General features: G+C 65.6%; 19 protein-coding genes. 11 read left to right on the top strand and 8 right to left on the bottom strand.

Going from position 1 to position 25,757, the window contains the following annotated elements; translation table 11 throughout:
* Positions 1 to 34 precede the first annotated feature (34 nt).
* Positions 35 to 1,309, top strand: a complete 1,275-nt coding sequence (gene fahA / locus C5N93_RS22730) for a fumarylacetoacetase (protein ID WP_242561010.1) — start codon at positions 35 to 37, stop codon at positions 1,307 to 1,309.
* A gap of 511 nt (positions 1,310 to 1,820) precedes the next feature.
* On the opposite strand, the gene ydiK is transcribed toward fahA, so the two are convergent.
* The 3 genes from ydiK to astE all read right to left on the bottom strand — a co-directional run bounded on the left by ydiK (position 1,821) and on the right by astE (position 6,329).
* Positions 1,821 to 3,002 (bottom strand): AI-2E family transporter YdiK, encoded by a 1,182-nt coding sequence (gene ydiK, locus C5N93_RS22735; protein WP_242561011.1) that lies wholly within the window; start codon positions 3,000 to 3,002, stop codon positions 1,821 to 1,823.
* 128 nt (positions 3,003 to 3,130) lie between these two features.
* Positions 3,131 to 5,071, bottom strand: a complete 1,941-nt coding sequence (locus C5N93_RS22740) for a hypothetical protein (protein ID WP_242561012.1) — start codon at positions 5,069 to 5,071, stop codon at positions 3,131 to 3,133.
* A gap of 232 nt (positions 5,072 to 5,303) precedes the next feature.
* Positions 5,304 to 6,329 carry a succinylglutamate desuccinylase gene (astE, locus tag C5N93_RS22745; protein ID WP_242561013.1) on the bottom strand — a complete coding sequence of 342 codons (1,026 nt, stop codon included), beginning with the start codon at positions 6,327 to 6,329 and terminating at the stop codon, positions 5,304 to 5,306.
* 199 nt (positions 6,330 to 6,528) lie between these two features.
* Between astE and astD the strand changes: the two genes are divergently transcribed.
* The 6 genes from astD to C5N93_RS22775 all read left to right on the top strand — a co-directional run bounded on the left by astD (position 6,529) and on the right by C5N93_RS22775 (position 11,395).
* Positions 6,529 to 8,010 carry a succinylglutamate-semialdehyde dehydrogenase gene (gene astD / locus C5N93_RS22750; RefSeq protein ID WP_242561014.1) on the top strand — a complete coding sequence of 494 codons (1,482 nt, stop codon included), beginning with the start codon at positions 6,529 to 6,531 and terminating at the stop codon, positions 8,008 to 8,010.
* 74 nt (positions 8,011 to 8,084) lie between these two features.
* On the top strand, positions 8,085 to 9,446 hold the full coding sequence (astB, locus tag C5N93_RS22755; protein WP_242561015.1) for an N-succinylarginine dihydrolase: 1,362 nt from the start codon (positions 8,085 to 8,087) through the stop codon (positions 9,444 to 9,446).
* Positions 9,447 to 9,532: 86 nt separating this feature from the next.
* On the top strand, positions 9,533 to 10,099 hold the full coding sequence (locus C5N93_RS22760; protein ID WP_242561016.1) for an NADPH-dependent FMN reductase: 567 nt from the start codon (positions 9,533 to 9,535) through the stop codon (positions 10,097 to 10,099).
* 198 nt (positions 10,100 to 10,297) lie between these two features.
* A complete protein-coding gene (locus tag C5N93_RS22765; protein ID WP_150720373.1) occupies positions 10,298 to 10,591 on the top strand; it encodes a DUF1488 domain-containing protein in 294 nt (97 codons plus the stop codon).
* A gap of 198 nt (positions 10,592 to 10,789) precedes the next feature.
* A complete protein-coding gene (locus C5N93_RS22770) occupies positions 10,790 to 10,993 on the top strand; it encodes a DUF2964 family protein (RefSeq protein WP_242561017.1) in 204 nt (67 codons plus the stop codon).
* A gap of 210 nt (positions 10,994 to 11,203) precedes the next feature.
* Positions 11,204 to 11,395 (top strand): DUF2964 family protein, encoded by a 192-nt coding sequence (locus C5N93_RS22775; protein WP_242561018.1) that lies wholly within the window; start codon positions 11,204 to 11,206, stop codon positions 11,393 to 11,395.
* A gap of 39 nt (positions 11,396 to 11,434) precedes the next feature.
* Here C5N93_RS22775 and C5N93_RS22780 read toward each other — a convergent pair whose 3' ends face one another.
* Positions 11,435 to 12,184: a class I SAM-dependent methyltransferase gene (locus tag C5N93_RS22780; RefSeq protein WP_242561019.1), complete on the bottom strand. Its 750-nt coding sequence runs from the start codon at positions 12,182 to 12,184 to the stop codon at positions 11,435 to 11,437.
* Between the two features lie 201 nt (positions 12,185 to 12,385).
* Between C5N93_RS22780 and C5N93_RS22785 the strand changes: the two genes are divergently transcribed.
* Complete coding sequence (locus C5N93_RS22785) at positions 12,386 to 13,696, top strand: TIGR03862 family flavoprotein (RefSeq protein ID WP_242561020.1); 1,311 nt, start codon at positions 12,386 to 12,388, stop codon at positions 13,694 to 13,696.
* A gap of 137 nt (positions 13,697 to 13,833) precedes the next feature.
* Here C5N93_RS22785 and C5N93_RS22790 read toward each other — a convergent pair whose 3' ends face one another.
* The 4 genes from C5N93_RS22790 to C5N93_RS22805 are packed head-to-tail and all read right to left on the bottom strand — an operon-like array spanning position 13,834 to position 18,006.
* Complete coding sequence (locus C5N93_RS22790) at positions 13,834 to 14,997, bottom strand: class I SAM-dependent methyltransferase (protein WP_242561021.1); 1,164 nt, start codon at positions 14,995 to 14,997, stop codon at positions 13,834 to 13,836.
* A gap of 53 nt (positions 14,998 to 15,050) precedes the next feature.
* A complete protein-coding gene (locus tag C5N93_RS22795; RefSeq protein ID WP_242561022.1) occupies positions 15,051 to 17,012 on the bottom strand; it encodes an FUSC family protein in 1,962 nt (653 codons plus the stop codon).
* Positions 17,013 to 17,028: 16 nt separating this feature from the next.
* The gene (locus C5N93_RS22800) at positions 17,029 to 17,679 is read right to left on the bottom strand and encodes an HAD-IB family hydrolase (protein WP_242561023.1); all 651 of its coding nucleotides are present in this window, start codon (positions 17,677 to 17,679) and stop codon (positions 17,029 to 17,031) included.
* Between the two features lie 6 nt (positions 17,680 to 17,685).
* Positions 17,686 to 18,006 (bottom strand): hypothetical protein, encoded by a 321-nt coding sequence (locus tag C5N93_RS22805; RefSeq protein ID WP_242561024.1) that lies wholly within the window; start codon positions 18,004 to 18,006, stop codon positions 17,686 to 17,688.
* Positions 18,007 to 18,291: 285 nt separating this feature from the next.
* On the opposite strand from C5N93_RS22805, the gene bcsB reads away from it, so the two are divergent.
* From bcsB to C5N93_RS22820, 3 genes are read left to right on the top strand one after another with little or no spacing between them, the layout of a single operon-like run.
* Positions 18,292 to 20,640 (top strand): cellulose biosynthesis cyclic di-GMP-binding regulatory protein BcsB, encoded by a 2,349-nt coding sequence (gene bcsB / locus C5N93_RS22810; RefSeq protein ID WP_242561025.1) that lies wholly within the window; start codon positions 18,292 to 18,294, stop codon positions 20,638 to 20,640.
* A complete protein-coding gene (gene bcsZ, locus C5N93_RS22815; RefSeq protein ID WP_242561026.1) occupies positions 20,641 to 21,900 on the top strand; it encodes a cellulose synthase complex periplasmic endoglucanase BcsZ in 1,260 nt (419 codons plus the stop codon).
* Positions 21,885 to 25,757, top strand: a complete 3,873-nt coding sequence (locus C5N93_RS22820; protein WP_242561027.1) for a cellulose synthase subunit BcsC-related outer membrane protein — start codon at positions 21,885 to 21,887, stop codon at positions 25,755 to 25,757. The genes bcsZ and C5N93_RS22820 overlap by 16 nt, the downstream gene beginning before the upstream one ends.

Consider the following 25,757-nt stretch of genomic DNA (forward strand, 5'->3'; position numbering starts at 1 on the left):
CGGCTGAAGCATGACTTCGAATAAGGAACTCCACATGTCCGCTCTCCTGCAAAGCTGGGTCGCGTCCGCCAACACCGGTGTGACGGATTTCCCGCTGCAAAACCTGCCGTATGGCGTGTTCAGTACGCAGTCGCAACCGACGCCGCGCGTCGGTGTCGCCATTGGCGACCAAGTGCTCGATCTGGCCGCGCTCGAAGCCGCCGGTGTGCTCAAGGCGGGCGATGCCCCTGTGTTCGCGCAGGCATCCATCAACGCATTCGTGGCGTTGGGCAGCGCAGCATGGCAGGCCACGCGTGCGCGGCTGACTTCGCTGCTGTGCGTCGAGGGCGATGCCTCGCTGCGTGAGAACGCTGCGCTCAAGGCGCAAGCCCTCGTGCCGCTCGCGCAGGCGACGCTGCACCTGCCGGTCGAAGTCCCGGGCTACACGGACTTCTATTCGTCGAAGGAGCACGCCACCAATGTGGGCAGCATGTTCCGCGATCCGGCGAACGCACTGCTGCCGAACTGGCTCGAAATTCCGATCGGCTATAACGGGCGTGCCAGTTCGGTGGTGGTGAGCGGCACGCCGCTGCACCGTCCGAACGGCCAGATCAAGCTGCCGGACCAGCCGCGCCCGATCTTCGACGGTTGCCGCAAGCTCGACTTCGAACTGGAAACCGGATTCATCGTCGGGCGCAACACGGCGCTGGGCGAATCGCTGAGCGTCGAAGACGCAGAGGCTGCCATCTTCGGTATGGTCGTGCTCAACGACTGGTCGGCGCGCGACTTGCAGCAATGGGAATATGTGCCGCTGGGTCCGTTCAACGCCAAGACGTTCGGCACGTCCATCTCGCCGTGGGTCGTGACGATGGAAGCGCTCGAGCCGTTCCGCGTTGCCGGGCCGGAGCAAACGCCGGTGCCGCTGTCGTACCTCCAGCAGCAGGGCAAGCATGCTTTCGACATCGAACTCGAAGTGCTGATGCAAGCGGAGGGCGATGCCGAGCCGACGTCGATTTGTCGCACCAATTTCCGTCATATGTACTGGAGCATGGCGCAACAGTTCGCCCACCACACGGTGTCGGGTTGTAACGTGCGCGTTGGCGATCTGATGGGCTCGGGCACGATCAGCGGCCCCACGCCGGACTCGTTCGGCAGCCTGCTGGAACTGACGTGGAACGGCAAGAACCCGATCACGCTTTCGGGCGGCGCAAAGCGCACGTTCATCGAAGACGGCGACACCGTGGTGATGAGCGGTTGGTGCCAGGGTGACGGCTACCGCATCGGCTTCGGCGAGGTGTCCGGCAAGATCCTGCCTGCGAAAGCGCGTTAAGCGCCCGCCGAGACGATCGAAATGGACAGCTAGACAGGGCTCGCAGCTTCCTGCGCCACCTGTGTGATGTCAGCAACGCGCCGAACCGGTTCGCCGGTCGGCGCGTTCGTTTTTTTCAGGGCGATCGACGCGTCGTGCACGTCTGCAGGGCTGAGGGCAAACGTTGGAAACCGTTGCCACCATGAATTCGCGCGTGCGACCGGCAGGCTGATCGTGACACGGCAACGCGTTGGCGTGTAAGCCAGTTCGTGTGCCACACGCCGCAATAGCGGCGGATCGCCAAGACGTGCTCGACGTGGCACGCGTCGCGAGCGTCGTGGCGGCGTGGTCGGGCTGGGCAGACAGGGTGGGCTGGTCAGGGAAGCGCTTGGCATTGATGATCTCTCGTGATCTGCTGGGTACGGGAGATATTTAGCCATGTCGCGGCGGCGTGCGACAGGTGAAGCAATCCGAAAAATAGGTCCGAGTCGCGTGACAAACGCGACTCGCGGACCTTTAGACGAGTTGCCGTTCAGCCTCGCCCTTTGCTGTCCGGCGCAGGCGGCGTGATGGCCTTGCGAGCGCCTTCCGAGGTGTTTTCCAGGCGCGATCCATGCTCCGAAGATGCGAGCGGTGCACCGCTGGCCGCCGTCACCGGCCGGTTCAGGCCTTCGTTGATCCATGCCATCAGCAGGGTGTACGTCACGGCGAGAATCACCGGACCGACGAACAGGCCGACGATACCGAGCGTCAGCATGCCGCCGAGTACACCGGCCAGTATCAGCGTCATCGGCAGATCGGCCCCCCGGCGAATGAGCATCGGACGCATCACGTTGTCGAGCATGCCGATGAACACGGAGAGGATCAGCAGCAGCGTGGCAAGCGTGGGGCTGTCTTGCCAGTAAAGCCAGGCGACGCTCGACAGCAGCACCGGGAACGGGCCGATCTGCGCGATACACAGCACCAGCATCAGCGCCGTCAGGAAGCCCGGCAGTGGCACGCCGGTCAGCCACAGGCCCAGACCGCCGAGCAGCGATTGCGTAACCGCTGTGACGACGATGCCGAGTGCCACCGCGCGAATCGACATCCCCGCCAGCCGCACGGATTCTTCCCCGCGGTCGCCGCCGAGGCGGCGGGCGATCCGGATCAACGCCCGCGCCGCGCGTTCACCTTGCATGAAGAGAATGCCGGAGATGATCAGCGTGAGGCCGAGGTGAACCACCAGCAAGCCGATCGACCCCAACTTGGCAAACCCCCATGACGCTGCTTTTACGGCATACGGCTGCACCTTGGAGACGAGACCCCCTGGCCCTGCGGCGGCGAGCGCCTGCCATTCCTCGCTGGCGCGCTGGCCGATCACCGGCATGCGGGCGAGCCAGTCGGGCGGCATCGGCAGGCCGCGCTGGCCGAACGAGTGCACCTGATCGCTGATGTCGGCGGCATGGCCGATGAGCGTGCCGATAGCGGCCGACAAGGGGGCAACGACGATAATCAGCATGCCGACGATCATGACCGTGGTGGCGAGCCATCGCTTGCCCCACAGACGCCGTTGCAGCCCAATGAGTAGCGGCCATGTGGAGGCGACGATCGTGACAGCCCAGATGAAGGCTGGCAGGAAGGGCAGCAGTACCCACAAGGTGCCGACGATCAGCAGTCCGAGGACCAGAACGATCAGCAGATTACGGGCAAGTTCGCTCGGTGTGGTGTTCAGCATAGGCGCTCCGGCAGGCAGGGGGCGACGCGTATTTCCGTACGTCCCCCAGGATGGTCATGCGCTAAGAACGCGCTTGAAGTGCAAGATGCCATGCCGTGGCAGTCACGGCAAGTGCGTGCAACACTTCGTCACAAAGGCGTGTACAGGTCGGCCGGGTGGTCGATGTCCTCATTCTCACGGGGCAGACCGATGCCGGCTGGCGCGACCGATGTACCGTGGCGTCGTCCCGGCGGTGCGTCGAACGCCTGCGGTTCGACCGTCTCACGACTGGAAGACACGCTAAGTGTATCGTCCATCGGCAAGAATACGGCGTCGTCTCCCGAGGTGTCGCCCGACAGATCGCCGGATTCCGACGACGGGCGGCTCGTCACCGGAAACGCACTGTCGGCAGCGCTTGCCGGGCTTGCGGGGCTGGCCGGACTGTCCGGCAGGTCGGAATGCGAGCCCGTGGACGAATGCCCGGAATCCTCCTGTGACGTGACGGTGACCGTGCTGATCTTGGGGCGTCCCCGGCGCCGCGTGTAGGCCGTGGCAATGGCGTCATGACGCGCCGAGATGCCTTGCATGGAGACGAGCGTGGCGATCAGGCCGTAGAGCACGCCAAGGACGGCCTGCGTGTGCCAGTCGACGTCGAAATCGTTCGCTACGTCGGTCGGTGGCGGCTGCGTTGCATTTCCGGATAGCGCGAGAGACGTCCCGAAGCCGGTGTCGTCGCGCGGCATGTCATCGTCGATAGGCGTTTGCGTGCCATGGAAGGTCGAGAGGAAGTAGAAGCCGAGCGACAGCGTCAGCCAGATGGCCTTCGGCGTACCCGATTGCAGCAATCCCGTGAAGTTGCGCCAAAAGGACGTCAGGAAGGGTGTTGCGGAGGCTGCGGGCATATCGTCGCTCATCTTGCAGATAAGGTCCGCGAAGCGATCTTGCAGCAACGGTTCGAGCCGGGCGTTTTCCGGTGCAATGGCAATGCGATCGATGATCGGTCCCAGGAGTGCGCCCGGGATCGGACAAAGCAGGATTTCGAGGCAAGAATGAATCGTATTGCCGAAGCGATACGCCATGATGCCCGGCAGGGCAGCCGACAGGCCCGCCTCGATCCCCGCGCGTGCGAGATTGCGCACGATGCCGTAGCAGAAAACGAAGCCCGCGACATGCGCCGCGACATCGCGCACAGGGTTGCGCAACATCGTGTTGACGGCTTCGAGCGCCTGCGTCGGCGTGACACGTGCAAGACGGCTCGCCCATTGCGGATGGGCGGCATTAAAGCGTGCCATCCCGATGAGGTTGATCAGCACGACCCCCATCGCTTCGACCGGTGGCCACATCATCGACAGGCGTCGTTGCGGGTCAGTCGTGTCGGCGAGCACCGAGAGCACGGTGGAGCCGAGCGCGAAGGGGAAGGCATCGCGCTCCAGACCGATGCGTGTGGCGCGCCACGAAACGCCGGGATGCTCGTGGCGAAAGAGTGCATCGAGCCGGTGACGGACTTTGTCCACGCTCAGTCCGCGTTGCGCGAGAAGTTGCGCTTCGATTCTCAAATGCGGGAGCAGATCGTCGAACCACGGCGGTGTCGCCGCCGTCGCATGGGCCCGTGCCGAGATTCGGGAGGCGCCGGCCATCGGCGTCGCCGACGGCATGTCGGCGCGATGCGTTTGCTCGAAGCGGCGCAGCGCCGGGATGGCGATCTCGTCGCGAAGCATCGAATAGATTTGCTCGGCCGCGTTGGGGGTGTCGATCGCGCGCGACGGGCAGGGTGACAATCGGGTGGTGCGTCGCTGCGGCGACAGATGGGCGGCGCGTCGCACGGCCAGCGCCAGATCGTCGCGATGCTCGCGAGGAATCGCCTGAGCCACCGTCGTGTGGCGCGCGACGCGTCGACCATGACCCAGCATCACCGACGACTGCTGCGCCCGTGCGAAATCTTCGGCGAGATTGACGTGCGAATCGGCCGACGTCCCTGAAATCGGACGCTCGACGATGAGACCGGCAGTACGGGGAAACGCGGGAGTGGGGAAGGAGAGATCCTGTGGCATGTCGTCGATGGACGGCCCGACACGCGCGACTGCCTTCACTCGTGCCGCACGCCGTCATCGCCGTCTCGCAGGAGAAATGAAGTGGGCGATCCTACCTGCATCCCCACGCCACGACGACGCCCGGACAGGCGTTTAAAAACGTTCATTCGCGATGCTGCGTAGCCGGCGCGGTGCACTGCCGGTGCCACGGCAGTGACAATCACGCAAATGCAACGTCGATGTCAGGCACCGTCACGTCGGCATACGCCGCTCGACCTCCATGACGTCAACATCACTCCGGCACGACCATCACCCCGGCGCGCAGGCCGTTCGCGACGTTTGGATTGGGAAACACGATGCGTTCCTCGGGATGCGAAACCGTGTAGGTGTTCTCGCCGTCGCGTGCGAGGACGGTGCCGGCGGGATAGGGCGTGAAGTTCGGCGTATCGGCGGGCACATCGAGAACGAACGCATCGGTGCGACGCACGATCTCCGCCGCGACCCGGAAGCGTTGGGGCTGCGGCGACTTGCCATCGTCACGGGCTTCGAACTCGCCGCCGGAGAGCCAGCGGCGCAGTGCCGCGTCGATGCCGGAGAAGTTTTCGAGCCGGTTCTCGCCGAACGGCGCGACCTTGCCCAGCTCAAGCGTGCAGCTCTGCGCCCCGAACCGCGCGCAGGTGAAGTACGAAAACGTGACCGACGGTTGCTCGGTGCGCATCGTCGCTTCGATATCGGCGGCACCGAGGGCATCGAACCAGTCGTCGCTCGGGCTGTGCTGTGGCGTGCCGGGCACGACGGCAAAGCGCTGAAAGAGCGACGCCCGAATGGCGGTGTGCATATCCACGTGGCGACGCGTACGACGCACGCCATCCACACCGGCAAAGAACTGCGCCACGATCACTTCGAGTTCGCGGGCGCGCTGCACGGCAGGCGATTCGGCGCGCTTGGCGTGCGCGCCCTGAAAGAGACGGTTCAGATCGTATTCGAGATAACGCTTGCCCGCGCGCACGGCGTCCGGGTTGCCGAGCACGACCAGGACACGCTCGCGCAATGTGAGGCGGCCGTCGGCGATGTCGCGCAAAATGCCGTCGACGATCTCGATGGGGGCGGTTTCATCGCCGTGAATGCCACAGGACAGGATGGCGTCGTAGCGGTAGCCAGGCTGGGCCGCCGCGGCCGGTGTCAGTTCGAGCACGCCTTCCGCATGCCGTTGCCAACGGACACCGCAAGGGTCGACGCCTTCGTCGTGAGGATGGTCGCGCGACTCGCGAACGTCGCTGAGCCAGTGGCGCAATGCCGAGCGATGGGCGTCAGTCATGATGGGGAATCTCCGGAAACTCAACGTCGTATTCTATGCGTGTCTGTCGCACTACCGACATAGACCGTCCCGGAGGCCCGGCAGGCGATGGTTTGCCGGTGCTTTCGGTGCCGACGCATTGTTCCGGCTGACGAATCCGTGTCATCATGATCCGCATCGCACGCCGCGCTATCGGGCGTGGCCTTCGGGGTAGCCCTCCATGACAGATCTGTACATCGAAGGCGTCTGGCGCGCAGCCAACGGCGCGCCGTTCCGCTCGCTCGATCCCATGTCGGGCGAAGTCGTCTGGCAAGGTCGTGCCGCGGACACGGCCGACGTCGATGCGGCCGTTCAGGCGGCGCGCCGCGCGCAGCGAGACTGGGCGCGACGCAGTGTCGACGAGCGTCTGGCCGTGTTGCAGCGTTTTGCGGCGATCGTGAGCGCGAATACCGAAACGCTGGCCGACGCCATCGGGCGTGAGACCGGCAAGCCATTATGGGAAGCCCGCACGGAAGTGGCGACGATGTCTGCCAAGGTCGTCAATTCGGCGCGCGCTTTTCATGAGCGCACGGGCGAGCGCCGCAGTCCGGTGGCTGACGGCGAGAGCGTGGTCCGGCACCGGGCACATGGCGTGATGGCCGTCTTCGGTCCGTACAACTTCCCGGGTCACTTGCCCAATGGGCATATCGTGCCAGCCTTGCTGGCGGGCAATACGGTCGTCTTCAAACCTAGCGAACTTGCCCCTGGCGTCGCCGCCCGCACACTGACGTGCTGGATCGAAGCCGGGTTGCCGCCGGGCGTGCTCAATCTCGTGCAGGGCGGCCGGGACACCGGCGCTGCGCTCGCCGCGCATGACGGCATCGACGGCGTGTGCTTTACCGGCAGTTCCGCGACCGGTCGCGCGCTTCATCAGCAATTCGCCGGGCGCCCCGACAAGATCCTTGCGCTGGAGATGGGCGGCAACAATCCGCTGATCGTCGACGTGCCCGCCGACATCGACGCCGCTGTACACGTGGCGGTTCAGTCCGCTTTTCTCTCCGCAGGCCAGCGATGCACGTGCGCGAGACGCCTGCTCGTGCCGCGTGGCACGCAAGGCGACGCCTTTCTCGACAGACTCATCGCCGTCACGCAGCGCATCAGTGTCGGTCGGTACGACGCCGAGCCGCAGCCCTTCATGGGGGCGGTCGTATCGTTACAGGCGGCACGTCGCATGACCGCTGCGCAGGCGGAATTGATGTCGCTCGGCAGCCGTGCGCTGTTGCCGCTCTCACACCCGGATGGCCGCTCAGCACTGCTCACGCCGGGCCTGATCGACGTGACGGTGCCCGCCGCTCGCGACGCGTTGCCTGACGAAGAGTATTTCGGTCCGTTGCTGCAAGTGCTCCGGTACGACACGTTCGACGACGCCATCACGCTCGCCAATCGAACCCGCTACGGGCTGGCCGCCGGGCTGCTGTCTGACTATCCTGCGCGTTACGAACAGTTCCTCGCCGAGATTCGCGCGGGCGTTGTCAACTGGAATCGCCCGACGACCGGGGCAGCCGGGGCCGCGCCCTTTGGCGGCGTGGGGGCATCGGGCAACCACCGTGCAAGCGCCTGGTATGCGGCCGACTACTGTGCTTATCCGATCGCCTCGATGGAGGCCGAACGGGCCGTCATGCCTGAACATCTGAGCCCCGGGTTGGACTTCGGTGTGACCTGATTCAGGCACAATGCCGCAGATCACCGCATATTGCGTATGCGGGACACGGACTCCCGCTTTTTCCAGGATTTGACATGACACGCTTTGCCCTCGAAGCCAACTTCGACGGATTGGTCGGCCCCACGCACAACTACGCGGGTTTGTCGTTTGGCAATGTGGCGTCGGCGAACAACGCCAACCGCGTTTCGAACCCGCGCGAGGCGGCGTTGCAAGGGCTGGCGAAAATGAAGGCGCTGGCCGATCTTGGCTACGCGCAGGGGGTGTTGCCGCCGCAAGAGCGTCCGTCGGTTGCGTTGCTGCGCACGCTCGGCTTTTCGGGGGACGACAGTACCGTCATTCGAAACGCGGCACAGACAGCGCCCGCGTTGCTCGGCGCAGCGTGCTCGGCCGCAAGCATGTGGACGGCGAACGCCGCCACGGTCAGCCCGTCTGCCGACACGTCGGACGGGCGCGTCCATTTCACGGCGGCGAATCTGTGCAGCAAACTTCACCGCGCCATCGAGCATGAAACGACGTCGCGCATCTTGCGTGCGGCATTTCCGGACGAATCCCGCTTCGCGCATCACGACGCGTTGCCAGGCTGGCCGTCGCTCGGGGACGAGGGCGCCGCCAACCACACGCGGTTCTGCGGGGCGTATGGAGAGCGCGGCGTCGAGTTCTTCGTCTACGGACGAGACGATCTTGCCAGCGCGCCCACGCCGCGTCGATTCCCCGCCCGGCAGACGTTGCAGGCCAGTCAGGCGATCGCGCGTCTGCATGGGCTGGACGACGCGGATGTCGTGTTCGCGCAGCAGCACCCGGACGCCATCGACGCCGGGGTGTTCCATAACGACGTGATCGCGGTCGGCAACGGCAATGTGCTGTTCTGCCATGCGCAGGCATTCGTCGATCAGGCGAGCGTGCTGGCGACCCTGCGCGAACGACTCGCGGCGCGGGGAACGGCGCTCGAAGTGGTCGAAGTGTCTGATGCCGACATCTCGATGGAAGACACCGTCGGCAGTTACCTTTTCAACAGCCAGTTGCTCGCGCGCAGTCCCGAGGCGGGCGGCGGCATGCGACTGGTCGTGCCGCAGGAGTGCCGCGAGCGCCCGGCCGTGTGGCGCTATCTGGAGACGCTCGTGGCCAGCGGTGGCCCGATCCGTGAGCTTCACGTCTTCGATTTGCGCGAAAGCATGCGCAATGGCGGCGGTCCGGCATGCCTGCGTCTGCGTGTGGTGCTCACGGATGAAGAGCGCAAGGCGGCGCACAGCGGTCTCTGGATGGACGATGCGCGTTACGTCACGTTGACGGATTGGGTCAGACGTCACTATCGCGATCGGCTGGCGGTGAGCGATCTCGCCGACCCGGCATTGCTCGACGAGTGTCGTACGGCGCTCGACGAACTCACGCGTCTGCTCGGTCTGGGCAGCGTATATCCCTTCCAACGCAACGTGTAGGCGGATGGCGACGCGGCGAACCGCCGCTTCGCCACAAGACGTTGTGCGGTCTCTATTTCCGATCAGTACCGCAAGGAGTCGATTCGATGACGACGATCATTGGTTTGTCCGGCAGCCTGCGCAAGGGCTCTTACAACACGGCGTTGCTCGTCGCAGCGAAAGCGTTGGCGCCTGCGGGTGTCACGCTCGACGTCAGGACGTTGCACGGCATTCCGCTATACGACGGTGACCTGGAGGCGAGCGAAGGCATTCCCGCCGCCGTCACGACCTTGAAGGACGCCATCGCACAGGCCGATGGCCTGCTGCTCGCCACGCCCGAGTACAACAACGGCATGCCGGGGGTGTTCAAGAATGCGCTCGATTGGCTATCACGTCCTCCGGTCGATAGTGCGCGCGTGTTCCGCGACAAGCCGGTCGCGCTCATGGGCGCGTCGCCCGGGGGTTTCGGCACGATCCTCAGCCAGAACGCTTGGCTGCCAGTGCTGCGCACCCTGCAAACGACCCCGTGGTGGCAGGGCCGTTTGATGGTCTCGCACGCGAACAAGGCCATCGACGTGGACGGCAACTTGCAGGACGACGCCGTGCGTCAGCAAGTGTCCGATTTCGTTGCGGGTTTCGTGGCGTTTCTGAATGAAAATAAGATTGCGAATTGATTTTTAATCAAAATCAATGGCTTGCGAATTTTATTTAAAGCGATTTATTTGAAGTAAGGCGTTCCGGAACCTTCCCCAATCGATCTGGACGAACCGATAAGCGACGCAATTTTCGGTTCGTCCTGCGATGCACTATGCTGGATGGAACGTGTCGGCCGACACGTCGATTGCGTCCTTTCGTCAACCGGGGGTGCCGCCATGCAAATCGAGTTTCCGGATCACCGTCCCATGTTCAACTACGAAGACCTGACGATCGAGTTCGCCGTTGTCGTCAATGGCCGGCCGATCGATTGTGCGGTGTCGGCCGAGGCGCTGGAATCGCACTTTCACGCCCACTCGGCCCGCGCCGACGATCTGTTGCACGCCTTCGAGCACGGTCGCAGTCGTATTCACGCCCTGACCCGCGAATATCTCGCCATGGGGTTGCCTGGGCCGGTGTTGCTGCGCAGCGGTCATTTCCGCTGGGCGCAACATCACGAGGCGCGTCGTTGAACCACACCTGACGGCGCACTCCATCTTCCCATCGGGTAAAAGTCTAAAGGTCTCCAGCCCCCGGCATTGACAAGGATCAATGCCGGATTGATTAGGCATGCGACTCAATTGGCGACGTATAGGGATCGGCGTACACTGGTGTTGCCGCTAAAGAAGTCACGCCAGCGGCGCCATTGCCGATAACTATAAGGAGTCGCTATGGGCTCGGAATTTCGCGTCGTCATCGCTTCGATAGCGGCATTCATGACGCTTGGCGGGGCATTCGCCACCATCCACGGTCTGCTTTACGACAAGTCGCACGTCATGCACGGCGGCGTGATCACGGTGCTGTTCGGCATCTTGTTCATCGTCGTGATGCTTACCCCCTGGCCGAAAGACGAAGCGGGCGACGTCAAGCGCTAGTCTTGAGCCTCGGCGGCACTGGCTAACCCTTGCTAACCGTTTCGCGCATGGCGTCCTACACTGAAATCGAGGGACGCCGCCGAAGTCATCCAATGCACCCGAAGTCGCGCGGTTCCGCCGTGATGCAGTGAAAGCACGGGCGGGAAGCCGCAGATTTCGCGATGTCGTCATTGGCTTCGCAACGGGCGTGGCCTCGTTGCGAGGTGACGTATGTGCTCCGATTCCCGCGTCTTCATTGCCTCCCTTGCTGCCTTCGTCATGCTGGGCGGCATTTTCGCCACGATCCACGGTCTGCTGTACAACCTGCCGGAAATCTCGGGCTACGGTGTAGCGGCGGTGCTGCTGGGGGCGACGTGTACGGCCACGATGCTCATTCCCTGGGGCGAGCGCGACAAGTCGTGAAGTCCCACCGGGCGCTGCGCTGCCCGACTGCATACCGCTTCAGCCGGCAGGCTTTTCCAGTCGCGCCTTCAGGCACATGAAGGCTGGCACCTGAGATAGCTCATCGTAGAGTCGCGGGCTGACCGCTTTCATTTCCGGTAACGGAAGGGGTTCGACCATCCGTTCGAGGCGCCAGCCTGCGGCGGCGGCGGCGTTCAGAATGCCGGCGAGCGGGCGGCGATACGATTCCACATACGGTTTCGGTTCGCCGAAGCCGCTCCAGTACATCCCGAAGCGGGTGGTTTCGAAGTAGCTGCGGTTGCGTCGCGTGCGCTCGTCGATCCAGTCGCGCATCGGGTGACCCATCGACCAGACCAATGTCGCGCCGGGCTTCGCAACGCGTGCAAACTCGCGAAACGTCGGACCGAGGTCTTCCACGTAATCGAGGGCGAGGGCGCTCACGATGGCGTCGAAACGGCCGTCTGCCAACGTGACGAACGGGGTGCCGAGGTCCTGAACGTCGAACGCGGCCGGCATGCCGTCGCAACGTTTGCGTGCGAGCGCAATCATTTCGGGCGTCACGTCGATGCCGTGTACCGTTGCACCTTGCTCGACGAGCCACGCACTGTTGATCCCCGGGCCGCAACCGGCGTCGAGCACGTGCAACCCGCTGACCTCGCCGAGCAACTGCCGCGTTGCGGGGCGCTCATAGAGGGCGTTGTGCGGTTTGGTGACGGCAATCTCGGCGTAGCGCTCGGCAAAACTGGCGTACGCGGTGCGTCCGATCGATGCTGGCTCGGATGACGACATGCGAGGCTCCACGGTATCGCCCGACGGGCACTGGAAAGTGCGCGGGGGCAGGGGACAAAAAGCGGGGGAGCGATTGTAACGCCAAAGATGGCGTCACGTGGTTTCGGGGTGTTCGCCCGTCACCGATGTGGGACAATGACGGCCTTCGCCGCACGGGCTCGTGCGACGCGACATCGATCTCTCGTGACAAGACGTTTCAGCATGCCCCCATCCATCCCCACGACAACCTCCGCCGATTCGCTTTCTCCCGCTGACCCCGGTACGACGCCGCGCCCGGCTGACGTCATCGACGTGGCCGTGATCGGCGCCGGGCCAGCGGGGCTGATGGTCGCGGAGGTGTTGTCGGCCGCAGGGGGGCGTGTCGACGTGTACGACGCGATGCCGTCTGTCGGGCGCAAGTTCCTGATGGCGGGCAAGGGCGGTATGAACCTCACGCACAGCGAGCCGGCGGCGCCTTTCGTGGCCCGTTATGGCAAGCGGGCGGAGGCCGTCGGTCAGTGGCTGCGCCGGTTCAGTGCCGACGATGTACGTTCATGGGCCCATCGCTTGGGCATCGATACGTTCGTCGGCACGTCTGGGCGCGTATTCCCGACGGACATGAAGGCCGCGCCGCTGTTGCGCGCGTGGTTGTCGCGCCTGCGCGCGGCGGGTGTGCGCCTGCATGTGCGACACCGTTGGCTCGGATGGGACGAGAATGCGTCCGCAGATCCGGGCCATCTTCGCTTCTCGACGCCGAATGGTGAGCGATGGGTGCAAGCCCGGGCGGTGGTGCTGACGTTGGGCGGCGCGAGCTGGCCGCAGCTCGGTTCCGATGCGGCGTGGGTGTCGTCGCTTCGAGAGCACGGTGTGAGCGTCGTTCCGCTGGTGCCGGCGAATGCCGGATTCGAGGCCGATTGGACGCCCCATATGCGCGAGCGTTTCGCGGGGCATCCGGTCAAGCCGGTCACCATGACGTTGCCCGACGGCACGACCCGCCAAGGCGAATTCGTGATTTCCGAGCATGGCATCGAGGGCAGTCTGGTGTATGCGATGTGCGCGCCGATTCGTGATGCCATTCGTGCAGACGGCAGCACGCAGGTGTATCTCGACCTGCTCCCCGACTGGGCGGCAGAGCGAGTCGCATCGGAAGTGGCGCGCCCGCGTGGATCGCGTTCGATGGCGAGTCATTTGCAGAGCCGGTTGGGGATCGCCGGGGTGAAGGCGGCGCTGTTGCGAGAGTGTTTGCCGCGCGAGACATTCGACGATCCGGCGGCGCTCGCCGCGGGCATCAAGCGTTTGCCGTTGACGTTGCTGCGCACGCGCCCGATTGCCGAGGTGATCAGCAGTGCCGGGGGCGTGTCGCTGGAGGCGCTGGATGCCGCGCTGATGGTCAAGGCGCTCCCCGGCGTATTCTGTGCGGGCGAGATGCTCGATTGGGAAGCGCCGACGGGCGGTTACCTGCTCACCGCCTGCTTCGCCAGCGCGTGCGTCGCGGGCGATGGCGCAGCGGCCTATCTGGAGACGCAGCGCTGAGGTTGGCCGACGGCGCAACAGTCGACCGTGGAGATGCACGCAAGAAGGGCTTCCATCAAGGAAGCCCTTCTTCATTTCCGATGCAGGGGAAGGGGCGCTATCCCTTCAGAGGGACGGGCGTTTGCCCGATTGCCCGATTACGCCGGACGTACGCCGAGACGCCATAGCGACGTCACCTCGGCACGTCGCGCGACGTGCAGCGGGTCGTTGGCGTCGGAGGCCTTCGGGTGGTGCGGACGGACGTCGTGACGCGCCAGCACGACGAGCCCTGCGCCGTGGATCCACGACAGCAGCGTCTCGCGGGAGCGCAAGCCGAGATGCTCGGCCAGATCCGACAACACAAGCCAGCCTTCGCCGCCCGGGCTGAGATGCGCGGCCAGCCCGTTCAAAAAGCCCTTGAGCATCTGGCTGTCCGGATCGTAGATGGCATGCTCGATCGGTGCATTCGCCTTCGCGGGCAACCACGGTGGATTGCAGACGACCAGCGGGGCCTTGCCTTCCGGAAAGAGGTCCGCGTCGACGATCTTCACCGAACGCTCGCAACCGAGGCGCGCGATGTTCTCACGGGCGCAAGCCAACGCGCGCGGATCGCGGTCGGTGCCCACGACCTGCTGTACGCCGCGTCGTGCGAGCAATGCCGCAATCACGCCCGTGCCGGTGCCGACGTCAAACGCCAGAGACGTGGACGGCAGCGGCGCCTGATCGATCAATTGTAGGTATTCGCCGCGTACGGGCGAGAACACGCCATACCACGGATGAATCGTCGCACCACCCAGCGCAGGAATCGCCACACCTTTCTTGCGCCATTCATGCGCACCGATCAACCCCAGAATTTCCCGCAGCGATGCGACCGATGCGACATCGTTCGGGGCGCCCCAGGCTTCGGCACACGCTTCGCGCACGTCCGGCGCGCGGCGCAGCGGAATGCCGTAGTCGGCGTCGAGCGGAATCAGCACCATGCCAAGAATGCGCGCGCGCTGCGCCTGCGCCATGCGGTGCTTGTGGAAAGCATCGGCCGGGGCAGGTGCCGGTGTGTCCTTGGCCGTCGGCTTGCGACGGGGCCGATGCGGCGGCCGGTCGACGCGACGCGCCATGGCCTGCATCAATTGCCGGGCATTCTGATAGTCGCCGCGATAGAGCAGGGCAGTGCCGCCGCAGGCGAGGTGGTAGGCTTCGTCCGCCGTGACGGTGTCGTCGACGACTTCGACGCGACGCGGTGGCATCACGCCGGCTTCTGAGCGCCAGTGGGCAGTGACGGGGCGACCGTCTTCGGTCCAGGCTAGCGTCGGGGATTCATTCATGCGGTGTCTTCTGAGGTGCGTGGCGGCGCACCGGAGTGCGCCGTAAGCCCGCATTATGCCTGCGTTGACCTGTCTTCGGCATCCGCCGCGGCAAAGAGCATGCGGATCGCTTCGCGCAGAACACCGTGCAGTATCGGGTCGATGCCCTCGATCGGCCCCTCGGGCAACACCGGCACCGGCCCGCTGTGACGCAGCGCCGCGGCCATGTGCGTGAGGATCGCTGCGGCCGGATGCACGGGGGCACTGTGGTCGTCGCCATGCGGGACAGTGTCCGTGATCGCGTTCGCCACCCGCTCCAGCGAGACAAGCGCGGGCCACCATCGTGCCGCTCGGCGACTCACGAGCGGCGGCTCCGACAATGCCCGTTGCAAGGCGATGCGCGTGTCGTCCAATGCTTTGTATGCGGCACGTCGCGCTGCAAAAGCAGCATCGGAGTCATGCGTGTCGGCCAGCGCGGCATAGCGCCCGAGCGCGTCGAGCGCGTTGGCGACGCGCTCGTCCAACTGACGCCGCTCCCACTTCGCCCACGGCAGATAGCCAACGAGCAAAACAATGGCGCATGCCGCCACGGCGTCGATGAAGCGCGCCAGCGCAATGTCCTGATTGCCCGGCTGCAACGCGCCCATCACGAGCATCAGGATCGGCAGCAGGAGCGCGCTGAACAAGCCGTAATTGCGTCGCAAGGCCCACGGCAGACAGGCGGCCAGCGGGACCAGCGTCGCCAGATTGAACCAGCCGTTCCGGTCGATGGCGACGACGGCGGCTGAAAGCGCCACGCCCACGATACTGCCCACGCCGCTCTGCAACGCGCGCGCAAACACCGAGCCATAGTTCGGCTTGAAGATGACCACGACGATCAGCGGCACCCAATAGGAGCGCGGCAAGGCCGTCAGCGCAATGAAGATCTGCGCCACGAGCACGCACAAGCCGATGCGCACGAGATAGCGCCAGACGTCGGGCCACGGCCACTTCGGCATCCAGCGCGGATGGGCCGTGGCACGGGCCTGATGACGCGCCAGCGCGACCAGCGGCGCTTCCGCCGCGTGAACGGTGCCCGTGAGCAACGGTTCGGCGCGGTGAAGGGCCGCGGCCAACGTCGGTGCATGTTGCTCCCTGGCAGCCGTCACGGCGGCGTCGAGATCGACCGGCCGGTCTCTCGCGATACTTCGGGCCACGCCGTACAACGCCTTGCCCAACGGTGCCGGCACGCGTTGCCCGCCTTGCGCCAGCCCGATGACGGCCGACGTAATGGGCTCGGCGGCGAGGATTTGCGCGGCACGTCGTTCCAGGATTTCCCAGCCGGTAGACGTGCTGGCCCGCGCCGTGAGCAAGGTGTCGTAGGCGGCCGCAATGGCGTTCTCCAGCGACCGCCGCGCCAGCGTGACACGCGGTGTGCCGCTCGCATCGAGCACGTTCGCGAGTTGCTGGTAGATGGCGGCGACGGCGTCGCGCTCGGCCGCGCCCGGGTGCCGGAGCCAATGCACGGCCATCAGCAGCATGCTGAAGATCCCGCCGGCGGCCAGCAGCAGCGGCGCGCGCCATTCGGGCGGCGGCAGCGCGAGTCCCCAGCCGACGATCAGATAGACCGCGCCTTGCAGCGTTGCGGCAGACGCCACGTTGCCGAACGTGCCGATGAAGCTGAGCAGCAGGATGGCGATTTGGAGCAACACATGCGCGAGCCACGGATGGGTCACGCCGACATCGTGGATCAGCATGCCCGCGTGAAACCCCAGCACGCCGGTCACGATGGTGATGAGGATGGAGCGCGCGCGGGCGCGATACGGGCCGGTACGGTCGCCGGTGATGGCGGGCAGCGCGCCGAGTGCGATGAGCGAGGCGTCGGCGCCGAACCCAATGGCCGCACCAATGGCCGTGGGCACCGCGACGGAGAGGGCAGCGTGAACGGCGTCCCAGCGCGAGAACGCGGCGGGTTCGAGCCGCGCCAGACGCGACATCCACGCGACACGGCGACCGGCGCCGGGTGTCTGCGGTAGTGGCGGCGGCGGCGTCGTCATCGGACCGTGGGCGAACTCAGGACGCGCGCGCGGGCGCGTCGGCGTCGGTGAGTGGCATGAGCTTGCCCTGACCCCGGATCCACGCATGGTCGGCGCGCTCGGCCATCTCTTTGTCGCCACGGCTATCGCCATAGGCGAAGAGCACACGTGGGGGTGTTGGTCCCCACCACGCTTCGAGACGTCGCACTTTCTCCGGTCCCCAGCAGTTCGGTTTGGCGAAGACGCCGGCGAACCGGTCCTGCGCATCGAAAGCGAGTTCGGTGCACAGGACTGCCTCGAAACCGACGGAGGCTGCCCATGGGCGCAGATACACGCCGGGCGAGGCGCTGACGAGCACGATCCGGTGTCCCAACGCCCGATGCTGCCGAACGCGCGCCAGCATTTCAGGGCGCAGCAGTTCCGGTAGTCGATCCTGAACGAAGCGCTGCGCATCGGCGTCGAGCTGCGCCCGGGGGCGTGCGCCGAGCGTGGCGCGCAGGAACGCCGCCTTGGCGGTGCCGCGGTCTATGAGGTGGAAGGCGGCGCCAAGCAGCCAGGGGGCGGCGAGCAATGCGCCGAGCACGAAGCGCGGCGTGCCGACAGTGCTTCGCACGAACACACGCAGACTGTCGGTGGTGGAGATCGTCCCGTCGAAGTCGAAGGCGGCGACGATGGAGGTGTCCGGCATGCGAAGTCAGTTCGCCTGCGCCGAACGTGGCGCCGTATCGAGCCCCGCGCCGCGACCATCGGAACCGTCCCGCGAATCCGCGACCGCAACCAGATGCGGCCAGCGCTCGCTGGCCTCCCGGCTGGCAACGATCGCTTGTTCGTCCCGGTAGAACGGCAGCACGTCGGTGCCGACGACCTCACGCAGTCGGTCGACGTCCGACGGATAGCGACGTTCGATCATCGCGTCGGCGGCTTGTGCGCCCGCCTGTTCGCGAACGGGCATGGCCGATCCGCTGCCATTGGCAGAGGCGGACGTCGCGAGTTCCGAAGATTCGTGAGGGCTCATGCCGGGCATTCTATACGGTGCTTTGCGGGCACGGCAATCGCCATGCCAACAGGTCCACCGATGTGCCCGTGGCACGACACTTGTAGGAGGGCGCCCGCTTGCTCATTGACACCGAGGCAAGCTAGCATGGCGCAACGTGCCATTCTGAACACACGAGTAACGCTGTCCCGCCGGACCTTGGCAATCTTCGGATTGCCTGTCGACGTGATGAGACGTCGGGCGGATGGAGCGTTGCGCGTGACGACGTGGCGAATATGCAGCATAAGAACAGATGAGGCATCTGACATGCAGCTTCGAGCGTCTTGGTCGCGATACACAAAAGTCACCGCCATCTGCCTGCTGGTCGCCGCAGCGATGGACCCCGGTGGTGTCATGCTCGCGGGAGCGGCGCCAACGGGCGGCCGGGCGGGCAAGGCGCCTGCGGGCACTGCCGCTGCGCCTGAGCCAGCCTCGGCCGCGAGCGCTTCGACGGATAGCGGCGCGTCCGTCGTGTCGATGCCGGCTGCCCCCGGCGCGAGTCAGCGCACCGTCACGTTTGCTCAGTTGGGGCAGACGAACGGGCTGCGCCTGCGTGGCACCGAAGGGTCGGGCGACGTCAACTTCGGAATCCGACTCGATCAGACGGTGGCCTCGGCACTGCTCCGATTGCGTTACACCTATTCCCCGGCGCTGATCCCCGATCTCTCGCAACTCAAGGTATATCTCAACGAAGAGTTGATCGCGACATTGCCGTTCAACAAGGCGGACGGCGGCAAGAATCTCATCCGTGAGATTCCGCTCGATCCGCGCATGCTCTCCGGCTTCAATCGCGTGCGCCTCGTGCTCATCGGGCACTACACGATGGAGTGCGAGGACCCGATGCACTCCAGCCTGTGGGCCGACGTCAGTCCGCAGAGCGAGATCGTCACGAGCACGCAGCCGCTGACGCTGCGCAACGACCTGTCGACGCTGCCCGCGCCATTCTTCGACCGGCATGACAACCGCGATCAGTCCATTCCGTTCGTGTTCGGCGCGCAGCCCTCGCTCGCCGTGGTGCACGCCGCCGGCGTCGTAGCGACGTGGGCCGGCGCCATCGGCGACTATCGTCGCACGCGCTTCCCGGTCAGCGTGAGTGCGTTGCCGTCGAAGCACGCGATCGCGTTCGTCACCAACGACACCATGGTGCCGGGCCTCGATCTGCCCAAGGTCGATGGTCCTACGCTGCGCATGGTTTCGAATCCGAACGATCCATCGCTCAAGCTGCTCGTGCTTCAGGGACGTGATGCCAAGGATCTCGAGACGGCTGCGCTCGCGCTCGTCTCCGGCCGCGCCGCACTCTCGGGCGACTCGGCCCGTATCGATGCACTCCAGCCCTTGCCGCCGCGCCCGGCTTACGACGCGCCGCGTTGGGTGCGCACCGATCGTCCCGTGAAGCTGGGCGAACTGGTCGACAATCCGGCCGATTTGCAGGGCAGCGGCTACATGCCGTGGCCGATCCGCATCCAGTTGAATCTGCCGGCCGACCTGCTCACGTGGGAAAACACGGGCGTGCCGATGGACCTGAAGTATCGCTATACGCCGCCGGTCAAGCCCGACGACTCGTCGATGAGCGTATCGATCAACGACCAGTTCGTGCGCGCGTATCGCCTGCGCTCGGCGGGGGCGAGCAGCGACAAGAGCCATATGCTGGTCGAACTGCTCTCCGACGGCACCATGGCCGATCGCAAGGAAGTGCGCATTCCGGCGTTTCAGGTGGCGTCGCGCAACTCGCTGTCGTTCCAGTTCGCGATGGAGCCGCACAAGGAAGGCATGTGCAGCCAGACGATCACCAACGCGGCACGTTCGGCCATCGACGCCGACTCGACCATCGATTTCAGCGGCCTGCCGCACTACGCCGAGATGCCGAACCTGAGTTTCTTCGTCGGCAGCGGTTTCCCGTTCACCAAGTATGCCGATCTGGCGCAGACGGCGGTCGTCGTGTCGAAGACGCCTGACAAGGCGGAGTTGGAAACGGTGTTCTCCACGCTCGGCCAGTTCGGCCGCTCGACGGGTGCGTATGCCGATCGCTTCGAAGTGCTCGATACGACGCAGACCGACCGCTTCAAGGATCGCGATTTGCTGATCGTGGGCGGCAAGGACGCGGCCGATCTGCTGACCAGGTGGGGCAAGAATCTGCCGCTGATCATCGATCAGACACGTCGCGTGATGCAGTCTCAGCCGCAGGGCTATCGGGGTGACGGTGCGACCGGCTCCGCGCTCGCCGCCAGCCGCATCGGTCCGGCGCGCATGGACGCACAGTCCGGCGGTCCGCTCGCGGCGCTGGTCGGCTTCGAGTCGCCGGTCAGCAGTGCGCGCTCGGTGGTGGCGATCAATGCCTCGAGCGACGATGCGTTGCTGAGTGTCGTCGACGCCATCGACAACAACAAGACGTCCATCCACGGCGATCTGGCGGTGATCCATGGGGATCGCGCAGATTCGTACCGGCTGGGGCAGACGTACTTCGTGGGCGACGTGAGCTGGTGGACGCGCATTCGCTATCACCTCTCGAGTCATCCGATTCTGGTGGGTCTCGTTGCGTTGCTGGCGGCGTTCGCGATCGCGCTCAAGTGTTTCGGCTGGTTGCAGCGTCGCGCGGCACGTCGGCTGGAGAAGTAAATGACACGCGCCGATGCTGACAGCCGGCGCCGTCGGGCCGTGCTGCGGGCGCTCGTCGCCTGCGGTGCGGGGCCGATGCTCGCCGGTGTGACGTCCACCGCGCAGGGTGCGCCCGCTAAGCCGTCGGGGGCATCGGCGCCTGCGGCGTCCACGGCCGCATCGTCGACCGTCTCCCGGGCATGCCCGGCGGTCGACTGGCCTGCCTGGACCCGCTTCAAGGCCGGATTCCTCAGCGACGACGGCCGTGTCGTCGACCCGAGCATGCCCGACCTGCGCACGGTCTCCGAAGGGCAGGCGTATGCCCTCGTGTTTGCCGTCGTCGCCAATGACCGGGCGACCTTCGACAAGGTGCTGGAGTGGACCGTCAACAATCTCGCGCAAGGGGATCTGACGGCGCATCTGCCCGCGTGGCTCTGGGGCAAGAAGGACGACGGCCAGTGGGCGGTGCTCGACACCAACCCTGCAAGTGATGCCGACATGTGGATTGCCTACGCGCTGGGCGAAGCGGGACGCTTGTGGAAGGTGCGTCGCTACACCGCGCTCGGGGCGCTCCTGGCGCGTCGGATTGCGTCTGAGGAGACCGACTTCATCCCCGGCCTGGGGCGCACGCTGTTGCCCGCCCCCGTGGGTTTTCATCCGGCGAAAGACCTGTGGCGACTCAACCCCAGCTACGTGCCGATGCAAGTGGTGCGGCGTCTCGCAGGCTTGTTTCCCGATAGTGGCTGGGGGCAACTCATTGCGTCATCGCTCAAGCAGATTACGCTCACGGCGCCGCCGCTGGGCTTCGCCCCCGAATGGGCGATGTATCGCGCCGGACGTGGCTTCGAAGTCGATCCCGAGACGCAGGGCGAAGGGAGTTACAACGCCATTCGGGTCTATCTCTGGGCGGGCATGCTCGCCCCGGGCGGCGACGACTTCCGCGCGTTGATGCACACCTTCGGCGGCATGCTCAAGTATGTGGCCGCGCACGGCGCACCGCCCGAGCGGGTCGACACGCGAGATGGCAAGGCAAAGCAGGGACATGAGACGGGTGGGGCCGGGTTCTCGGCGGCGCTCGTCCCGCTGCTGCAAGCCGTGGGTGACACGGCACTGGCCCGTGGGCAGGCCGACCGGGCCCGCTCACTGGACGCCCAATCGCCGCCGGGCTATTACAGCTCGGTGCTTTCGCTGTTCGGACTCGGCTGGCACGAGGCGCGCTTTCGCTTCGCGGCCGACGGCACGCTGGAAGTGCCTTGGGAGGCGGTTTGCGCGACACGCTGATCCGCTCCGCGTGCATGACCTGCCTGCTGATGGCGGCCGGCGGAGGGCACGTGCGCGCTGCGCCCGCGCCGTCCCCGACCAATGCGGCGAACACCACGGCCAAGCCGGGCGCCGCTGTGGCCAATCGCGACGTCAGTAACCTGCTCGCGAGCGCAACGCTCTGGCACTCGCGGCATCGCAACGATCTCGCCCGCGCGGCGCTTGAGAAGGCCTTGCTCGTGCAGCCGGATCAACCCGACGTGCTCTCGTTGCTCGGCCAGATCGACATCGAGGAAAACAAACCAGCGGACGCGAACAAGGCGTTGCAGACGCTGCGTGCGCGCTATCCCAACGCACCGGCGACCAAAGCGCTGGCCGACGTGATTCGCATCAATACCGTCGACAAGTCCCGCATTGCCCGCGCCCGGTTGCTCCAGCGCAGCGGACAGGCCGACGCCGCCTTCGCCGAGTACAAGGCACTGTTCCCCGACGGCCCGCCCGGCGGCGACCTCGGTGTGGAGTACTACCGTGCACAGGCCAACGCGACCAACGGCTGGCCCGCGGCGCAACAGGGGCTGGCGAATCTGTCGAAGGCATCGCCCGAGGATTCGCGTGCGTCGCAGTCGCTGGCCGAACTGATGATCGACCGGCCGTCGAGCCGTCTGGCGGGCACGCGCATGGTCGCGGAGCTGGCGGCACGTCCGAATGCGGACCTCAACGCGCTGTTGCCGCTCTGGCAGAAAGGGCTCTCGAAGGCAGACGGCAACCTGGCCTGGTTGCCGCTGTATCAGCGTTATCTGGCACTGGCGCCGAACGACGCGGATATCCGCGCGGCGTACGACAAGTTGGGTGCACAGCAGGCAGCGCGCACCCGCATGCTCAACGATCCCGCCTACAAGTCGCGTCAGGCGGGCATCAAGGCGCTGGACCAGGGACGTCTGAACGAGGCTGAGAAGTCGCTCGACGCGGCGCGCGTCAAACGTCCCAACGACGGCGAGTTGCTCGGCTCGCTGGGCCTCGTGAAGATGCGTCAGGGCGACCACAAAGGCGCGCAGGAGCTGTTCTCACAGGCGATGCGAAAGGACCCGGATAACGCGGGCAAATGGCGCAGCCTGCTCAGAACCTCGCAGTTCTGGGGCGCGATATCCGACGCGCGCGATGCCCGCGACGCCGGCCGTCTCGCAGATGCCGACCGGTTGGTACGCAGCGCACTCGCCAGCGACCCGAACAATCCCGACGGACTGGCGTTGCTCGGTGACATTGCGCTGGACGACAAGCGCGACAACGACGCCGAGAAACTTTTCCAGCAGGCGCTGAAGATCGAGCCGGACAACGATACGGCGCTGCGCGGCATGATTACGCTGTACTCGCGTCAGCAGCGACGCACCGAACTGGCAAACCTGCTGGGCGACCTGCGTCGGCGTTTCCCGCAGGACAAGACGCGTTTCGACAAGGCAGAGGCTGCCGCGCTGTCCGACGACGCCGATCGCGCTATCGCCGAAGGTCACAACGGCCCGGCGCTGGCCGCGCTGGAGCGTGCCGTCGCACTCGATCCGGGCAACGCCTGGACACGCTACGCGCTCGCCAGCCTGTACCGCAAGCTCCGGTTGCCGCAGATCGGTCGTGAGGTCATGACCGAAGGCCTGCGTCAGACGCTCGAACCCGACGATCGCGCGCAGATGCTCTACGCGCAGGCCATCTACCTCAATGTGATCGACGACGAAGCCGGCGCCCGCGAATCGCTCGCGCAGATTCCTGCGGCGAACGTCACGCCGTCGATCCAGCGCATGCGCACGACGCTCGCGATTCGCGACACGGCGCGTCTGGCGCGCGAAGCGCATGCGGCGGGCAACGAGGACGAAAGCGAGCGTCGTTACGCCGAAGCCCTCACGTTGGCGGGGGACGATCCGGAGCTGATCGGCGAAGTCGCGCGCGCCCGGGTGAGCGCGGGACAACCGGAGCAGGGCCTCGCGCTCATGCGCGACTGGCTCGCCGCGCACGCCGACAAGCCGCAGCCGGACGCCCAACTCCGTTACGCCGAGCTCCTCAATACCGCCGAGCGCGACACCGAACTCGGCACGTTCCTCGCAGGCATGGATCCGGCCACACTCGGCGCCGACCAGCGTGACGAATGGCAGGACCTTCAGGATCGTCTGGCGCTGCGGCAGGCCGACAGGGCGCGCGCGCTGGGCGACTTCCGCACGGCGCAGGAAAAGCTCGAACCGTTGCTCTCGCGTCAGCCGCCGGACAAGCGTGCGCTCTCGACACTCGGCGACATCTATTTCGACGAGCGCCGCTACGACGACGCCCGCAAGATCGCCGAAGACCAGATCCGGCAGGACCCGACGAATCAGGATGCGCGTCTGTCGCTGGTGCGCGTGCTGTACGAATTGCAGGACGACGAAGCCGCCAACCGCGAACTCGACCGCGCGCTGGCCGAGGCCGCGCCCGACGACGTCTGGACGCAACTCGCCGCCGTGCGACGTCTCACCGCGATGGAGCGCTACGACGAGGCCATCGCCCTGAACGACCGGCTGCGCACCCAGTTTCCCGACACGTCGGCCGTCACCGTACAGCGGGGTCGCATCGCCCAGTCGCAGCGGCACTACAACGAGGCCAAAGGCTGGTACGACCAGGCACGCAAGGAAGAGATCGTGCAGGGCGCGCTGCCGGGATACGACGGCATGACGTCTGCCGAGTCGGCCATCGATTCGCTGGAGTCGCGACGTAACAGCTACGTGGCGGCGGGCTACGAAATCGATCAGAAGAAGGGCGACGGCGGCATCTCCATGTTCAATGCGCGCGCTGTGCCGTTGTACGGGCAGTACGCCGTGGGCTACGACGGTCACGTCTTCGCGCAGACGGATTACGTCAGCGCCGATTCGGGCGACTTGCCGCTCAACGGGACGTCGGAGTTCGGCACGCTGCCGTTCCTCAACATGGACGCGTTCCGAGCAGCCAACCCCGGCCTGCTGCGCGACTACGGCACCAAGCGTCAGAAAGCGCATGGACAGGCGCTCATGCTGGGATATGAAAACGACTGGATTCGTGCCGATATCGGCCACACGCCGATCGGTTTCCCGATTTCGTATGTAACGGGTGGCGTGCGTCTGTTCGGCAATCTGGGCCGTTACAACTACTGGGTCGACGCGTCACGTCGGCCGATGACCGGCAGCATGGTGTCGTACGCGGGCGCTTATCTGCCGCTGCCTGAAATCTTCGGCGACGGCAAATGGGGCGGCGTGCGCCGCGATGCGATCACGTTCCACGCGTCACGCGATTTCACGAAGTGGGGCATCTTCGGCGAAGCGAGCGTGGCGCGTCTGACCGGCGAGAACGTGCTGAACAACTCGGAAGTGTCGGCGCGCGCGGGTGTCGACCTGCCGCTGATCTACAAGCGCGACATGCGATTGAACACGGGGGTCACGTTGTTCTTCGACAGCTTCGCGCAGAACGAGCGGTATTACACCTACGGCCACGGCGGGTACTACAGCCCGCAGACCTACGTCTCGCTTACGCTGCCGCTGGAATGGTACGGACGCACGCAACGCTGGTCCTACTACCTGCGCGGGTCGGTGTCGTTCTCGCAAAGTCAGGAGAAGGCCATGCCGTACTTCCCGACCAATGGCGCGTTGCAGGCCGCCAGCGGCGATCTGACGTATGGCTCGGGCGGCGGTTTCGGCGTGGGTTTTTCGGTCACGGGACGCGCGGAGTACTGGGTCAATCGCCATTGGGTGATCGGCGGTCAGGTGCAGTTCGAGCGCTCCGACTACTACGCGCCGAATCGCTTCCTCGTCTATATGCGTTATCACTTCGATGCCCGTCGTGGTGACGTGCCGATGCCGCCGTCGCCGGTCCGGCCGATCTGGAGTTACTGA

This window comes from Pandoraea sp. LA3 (assembly GCF_022696215.1).
In the GTDB taxonomy this organism is placed as follows: Bacteria; Pseudomonadota; Gammaproteobacteria; order Burkholderiales; family Burkholderiaceae; genus Pandoraea; species Pandoraea capi.

Bases quoted from the DNA above. Each gene is read 5' to 3' on its own strand.
- astB (WP_242561015.1), top strand. From the start codon at position 8,085: ATGACACGCTTTGCCCTCGAAGCCAACTTCGACGGATTGGTCGGCCCC.
- astE (WP_242561013.1), bottom strand. From the start codon at position 6,329: ATGACTGACGCCCATCGCTCGGCATTGCGCCACTGGCTCAGCGACGTT.
- ydiK (WP_242561011.1), bottom strand. From the start codon at position 3,002: ATGCTGAACACCACACCGAGCGAACTTGCCCGTAATCTGCTGATCGTT.
- C5N93_RS22790 (WP_242561021.1), bottom strand. From the start codon at position 14,997: ATGAATGAATCCCCGACGCTAGCCTGGACCGAAGACGGTCGCCCCGTC.
- C5N93_RS22785 (WP_242561020.1), top strand. From the start codon at position 12,386: ATGCCCCCATCCATCCCCACGACAACCTCCGCCGATTCGCTTTCTCCC.
- astD (WP_242561014.1), top strand. From the start codon at position 6,529: ATGACAGATCTGTACATCGAAGGCGTCTGGCGCGCAGCCAACGGCGCG.
- C5N93_RS22800 (WP_242561023.1), bottom strand. From the start codon at position 17,679: ATGCCGGACACCTCCATCGTCGCCGCCTTCGACTTCGACGGGACGATC.
- bcsZ (WP_242561026.1), top strand. From the start codon at position 20,641: ATGACACGCGCCGATGCTGACAGCCGGCGCCGTCGGGCCGTGCTGCGG.
- C5N93_RS22770 (WP_242561017.1), top strand. From the start codon at position 10,790: ATGGGCTCGGAATTTCGCGTCGTCATCGCTTCGATAGCGGCATTCATG.
- C5N93_RS22775 (WP_242561018.1), top strand. From the start codon at position 11,204: ATGTGCTCCGATTCCCGCGTCTTCATTGCCTCCCTTGCTGCCTTCGTC.
- fahA (WP_242561010.1), top strand. From the start codon at position 35: ATGTCCGCTCTCCTGCAAAGCTGGGTCGCGTCCGCCAACACCGGTGTG.
- C5N93_RS22765 (WP_150720373.1), top strand. From the start codon at position 10,298: ATGCAAATCGAGTTTCCGGATCACCGTCCCATGTTCAACTACGAAGAC.
- C5N93_RS22795 (WP_242561022.1), bottom strand. From the start codon at position 17,012: ATGACGACGCCGCCGCCGCCACTACCGCAGACACCCGGCGCCGGTCGC.
- C5N93_RS22805 (WP_242561024.1), bottom strand. From the start codon at position 18,006: ATGAGCCCTCACGAATCTTCGGAACTCGCGACGTCCGCCTCTGCCAAT.
- C5N93_RS22780 (WP_242561019.1), bottom strand. From the start codon at position 12,184: ATGTCGTCATCCGAGCCAGCATCGATCGGACGCACCGCGTACGCCAGT.
- bcsB (WP_242561025.1), top strand. From the start codon at position 18,292: ATGCAGCTTCGAGCGTCTTGGTCGCGATACACAAAAGTCACCGCCATC.
- C5N93_RS22760 (WP_242561016.1), top strand. From the start codon at position 9,533: ATGACGACGATCATTGGTTTGTCCGGCAGCCTGCGCAAGGGCTCTTAC.